This is a genomic window from uncultured Aquincola sp. (genome assembly GCF_964001545.1).
Classification (GTDB): domain Bacteria; phylum Pseudomonadota; class Gammaproteobacteria; order Burkholderiales; family Burkholderiaceae_C; genus Aquincola.
Window position 1 is genome coordinate 1 of the sequence record NZ_CAXFDV010000094.1, and the last position, 4,136, is coordinate 4,136.

General features: G+C 72.5%; 4 protein-coding genes. 1 reads left to right on the plus strand and 3 read right to left on the minus strand.

Going from position 1 to position 4,136, the window contains the following annotated elements; genetic code table 11:
* The 3 genes from ABNT58_RS03345 to yjgA form a co-directional block, all read right to left on the minus strand.
* Positions 1-1,415, minus strand: a 1,415-nt coding sequence (locus ABNT58_RS03345) for a FecR domain-containing protein (protein WP_348752097.1), incomplete at its 3' end; no start/stop codon positions are given.
* Positions 1,412-2,020, minus strand: coding sequence for a molybdopterin adenylyltransferase (gene mog, locus ABNT58_RS03350; RefSeq protein WP_348752098.1), 609 nt, complete (start codon positions 2,018-2,020; stop codon positions 1,412-1,414). The genes mog and ABNT58_RS03345, both read right to left, overlap by 4 nt.
* Positions 2,007-2,549, minus strand: a complete 543-nt coding sequence (yjgA, locus tag ABNT58_RS03355; protein WP_348752099.1) for a ribosome biogenesis factor YjgA — start codon at positions 2,547-2,549, stop codon at positions 2,007-2,009. The genes mog and yjgA overlap by 14 nt, the downstream gene beginning before the upstream one ends.
* Before the next feature lie 59 nt (positions 2,550-2,608).
* Between yjgA and pmbA the strand changes: the two genes are divergently transcribed.
* On the plus strand, positions 2,609-3,991 hold the full coding sequence (pmbA, locus tag ABNT58_RS03360) for a metalloprotease PmbA (RefSeq protein WP_348752100.1): 1,383 nt from the start codon (positions 2,609-2,611) through the stop codon (positions 3,989-3,991).
* The last annotated feature ends 145 nt before the right edge of the window (positions 3,992-4,136 follow it).

Consider the following 4,136-nt stretch of genomic DNA (forward strand, 5'->3'; position numbering starts at 1 on the left):
AGTTCCAGCCGCTTGCCGTCGGCGGAGGTACCGGCGCTGGCTGCCGGCGGTGCTGCGCGCACCTTCAGCGCCTGCGGATCGGTCCAGGGGCCGCGCTGGCGCTGGCCCGGCCGCGGCGGGCGCACGCTGGCCATGCGCCAGTAGTAGCTGCCGGGCTGGTCCAGCTGCACTTCGGTGCTGGCACCGCGCAGCTCGGGCAGGTCGGCCACCAGGTCGGTGAAGGCGGCATCACGCGCCACCTGCAGGTGGTAGTGCTCGGCTTCCACGTTCTCCGCCCAGCGGAAGGTCACACGGCCCACGCCCACCTGGCCGCCTCCGCGCGGCGCGAACGGTGCCGGCGGCTCAGGCCGCGCCGCCAAGGTGAAGCGCTGCTGGCTGTCCAGGCCTTCGATGCCGTCGGGCTGCACCCGGCGCACGCGCAGGAACCACTCGCCATCGGCCAGGCCGGTGATGCGCACCGGCGAGCCGGCGGCCACGCGCTGGTCGCTGACGATGCGCTCGAAGGCCGGGTCCACCGCCACCTGGGCCCGCAGGGCCAGGGTTTCGCCGGGCAGTTCCAGGCGCACCAGGGTGCGTTCGACCACCGGCGGCAGCGGCACCAGGGCCGGCGCCTCGGGCAGTGGCACCGCCTGCGGCGTGGCGCGGGGGCTGGCGATGGCGGTGCCGAAATGGGTGCCCAGCTCGACGCCGGCTTCGGGCGCAGCGGCCGGGTCGGCACGCACGCGGCCTTCCAGCACTTCGGCGCGTGTGCCCAGGTCGTCGCCATGGTGCACCCGATATTCGGTGCCGCGCACGCCGATCACCGCGGTGGGCGACTGCACTTCCAGCGGTTTGGCGCGGCGCAGCTTGGTGGCCAGCACTTCCAGCGAACCGCGCACCAGGCGCATGCTGCCGGCAAAGTAGCCGTCGGTGGCGCCGGCGTCTGCCGCCGCGGGCTGCGGCGTCTCGGCGCCGGCCGCGCGGCCGGCCACGCGGGCGCTTTGGGCCAGCGTGGTTTCGGTGCCCGGCTGCACCCGCAGCCGCGAGCCGTCGGCCAGCTCCAGCACCGCCGAGCTGTCGGCGGCGGTGACCAGCGATTGGCCGGTGCGCACCGGCTCGCCCGCCGCGACCGGCCGGCCATCCAGCGTGACGGCGCCCTGCACCACGGCCAGCCGGGCCGGCACCGGCCGCTCGCGCAGCAGGCGCAGCGGCACCTGCAGCTGCTGGCCGGCGCGGATGCGGCCCGCATCGGGCAGGCGGTTCAGGCGCGCCACTTCACGCCAGGCCTCGGGGCCGGTGAGCACCTCGTTCGACAGGTGCCACAGGCTGTCGCCGGGCTGGATGACCAGCGGCAGCATGTCTTCGGCCGCCGCCACCGGCAGGCCGGCGGTGGCCAGGGCCAAGGCCAGGGCGCCCAGGGCCAGCCGCGACTTCACAGGGTGGTCCCGGGCTGGGCTGCAGCGGCCCGCACGGCCGACTTGGGCCGGAAGGCCTGGCACACGGCCGGGTCGGTCTCCAGGTACGGGCCGCCGATGAGGTCGATGCAGTAGGGTACCGCCGCAAAGATGCCGGGCACCGGCGGCTCGGCCTGGGGCAGGCCCTGCAGCGTCTCGGCGATGGACTTGGGCTGGCCCGGCAGGTTGATGATGAGCGCGCGGCCGCGGATCACCGCCACTTGTCTAGACAGGATGGCCGTGGGCACGAAGCGCAGGCTGATCTGGCGCATCTGCTCGCCGAAGCCGGGCATCTCCTTGTCGGCCACGGCCAGCGTGGCTTCGGGCGTGATGTCGCGCGGTGCCGGCCCGGTGCCGCCGGTGGTCAGCACCAGGTGGCAGCCGGCGTCGTCCACCAACGCGCGCAGGGCCTGGCTGACCTGCGGCTGCTCGTCGGGCACCAGCCGGGTTTCATAGCTCACCGGGTTGCGCAGTGCGCGGCCGAGCCACTCGCGCAGCGCCGGTATGCCCTTGTCTTCGTACACGCCCGCGCTGGCGCGGTCGCTCACGGACACGAGGCCGATCTTGACGGTGTCAAAGCTGCTCATGCGATTCGTCGGGACGCGCCTGGTTGAACTGCGACTTGATGGCCTGGAACAGCTCGCGCCAGGCCTTGCCATGGCGCTGCTCGGGCGGCAGCGCCGCTTCCTTGCGGGCGGCGCGGATCAGGCTGCGCAGGCGCTGCAGGTCGGTGTCGGGCCATTCGGCCATCCAACGCGTCAGGGCCTCGTCGCCGTTGACAAGCTCCAGCCGCCATTGCTCCAGGCGGTGCAGCTCCAGCGTGTTCTGGGCGGTGCCCAGCTGCGCGGCCGCCACGGCTTCGCGCAGCGGCTCCACGTCGGTTTGGCGCATCAGCTTGCCCACGTACTGCAGGTGGCGGCGCCGGCCTTCGTGCGAGCGGATGCGGCGCGTCTCGCGCAGCGCTTCCAGCAGCACGTCGGGCATGGGCACGGCGGCCAGGCGGTCGTCGGGCAGTTCGGACAGGGCCTCGCCCAGCCGCTGCAGGTCGTGCGCCTGCTTCTTCAGCGCGGTCTTGCTGGGGCGTTCGTCGAAAGGGTCGGTGGTGTGGGGCTGCATAAGGCTGCTCAAGGCGACAGCTATGATAATTTGAGCCAACCCCACCCCTGCCATCCCACATGTCCGACACCCGTTCCACCACCGCCAAGGGCTTTGCCTACACGCGTGAGCAGTTCCAGCAGTGCGTGGAAGACGCGTTGGCGATGGCCAGGAAGCTGGGGGCCAGCGACGCGGGTGCCGAAGCCTCGGAAGGCACGGGCCTGTCGGTGTCGGTGCGCAAGGGCGAGCTCGAGAACGTGGAGCGCAACCGCGACAAGTCGCTGGGCGTGGCGGTGTACCTGGGCCGCCGCCGCGGCAATGCCAGCACCTCCGACTTCTCGCGCCAGGCCATCGAGCAGACGGTGCGCGCCGCCTATGACATCGCCCGCTTCACCGCCGAAGACCCGGTGGCCGGCCTGCCCGACGAAGACGACCTGGCCACGGCCGAAGAAGCCGCGCGCGACCTGGACCTGTTCCACCCCTGGGACCTGGACGCCGAAGCCGCCACCGAGCTGGCCCGCCGCTGCGAGGCCGCGGCCCTGGCCACCGACCGCAAGCGCATCACCAACTCCGAAGGCGCGGGCGTGTCGGCCCAGCAGTCGCACTTTTACGCCGGCAATTCGCGCGGCTTTCGCGGCGGTTATGCCAGCTCGCGCCATTCGCTGTCGGTGGCGCCCATCGCCGGCCGCGGCGACGGCATGCAGCGCGACGCCTGGTACACCTCGATGCGCTCGGCCGATGAGCTGTCGCCTGCCGAGGCCGTGGGCCGCTATGCCGCCGAGCGGGCGCTGTCGCGGCTGAACGCGCGCAAGATCCCCACTTGCGAAGTGCCGGTGCTGTTCGAGTCGCCGCTGGCCGCCGGCCTGCTGGGCGCCTACGTGCAGGCCACCAGCGGCGGTGCGCTCTACCGCAAGGCCACCTTCCTGGTCGACAGCCTGGGCCAGCAGGTGCTGGCCGACCACCTGGACGTGCGCGAAGACCCGTTCATCCAGCGTGGCAAGGCCAGCGCGCCGTTCGACGACGAAGGCGTGCGCACCCGCGCCCGCACCGTGGTGGAGGCGGGCGTGACGCAGGGCTACTTCCTGTCGAGCTACTCGGCCCGCAAGCTGGGCATGAAGACCACCGGCCACGCCGGCGGCTCGCAGAACCTCACGCTCACCAGCCGGCTCACCCAGCCGGGCGACGACCTGGACGCGATGCTGCGCAAGCTGCACCGGGGCCTGTTCGTCATCGAGCTGATGGGCCAGGGCGTGAACTACGTGACCGGCGACTACTCGCGCGGCGCCGCCGGCTTCTGGGTCGAGAACGGGCAGATCGTGCACCCGGTGGAAGAGGTGACCATCGCCGGCCACCTGCCGCAGATGCTCAAGTCCATCGTGGCGGTGGGCGCCGATGCGTACACCATGGGCGGCAAGACCACCGGCTCGATCCTGATCGAGAAGATGAAGGTGGCCGGCAGCTGAGAGGCTGCCCCCGAGCTCGCTTTGCTCGCGCCCCCCCGAGGGGGATCTCAGTCCCTTGGGGCGGCCCGGCGGGACTGATGTCTGCCCCCAAGCTCGCTTTGCTCGCGCCCCCCGAGGGGGATCTCAGTCCCTTGGGGCGGCCCGG

Bases quoted from the DNA above. Each gene is read 5' to 3' on its own strand.
- mog (WP_348752098.1), bottom strand. From the start codon at position 2,020: ATGAGCAGCTTTGACACCGTCAAGATCGGCCTCGTGTCCGTGAGCGAC.
- yjgA (WP_348752099.1), bottom strand. From the start codon at position 2,549: ATGCAGCCCCACACCACCGACCCTTTCGACGAACGCCCCAGCAAGACC.
- pmbA (WP_348752100.1), top strand. From the start codon at position 2,609: ATGTCCGACACCCGTTCCACCACCGCCAAGGGCTTTGCCTACACGCGT.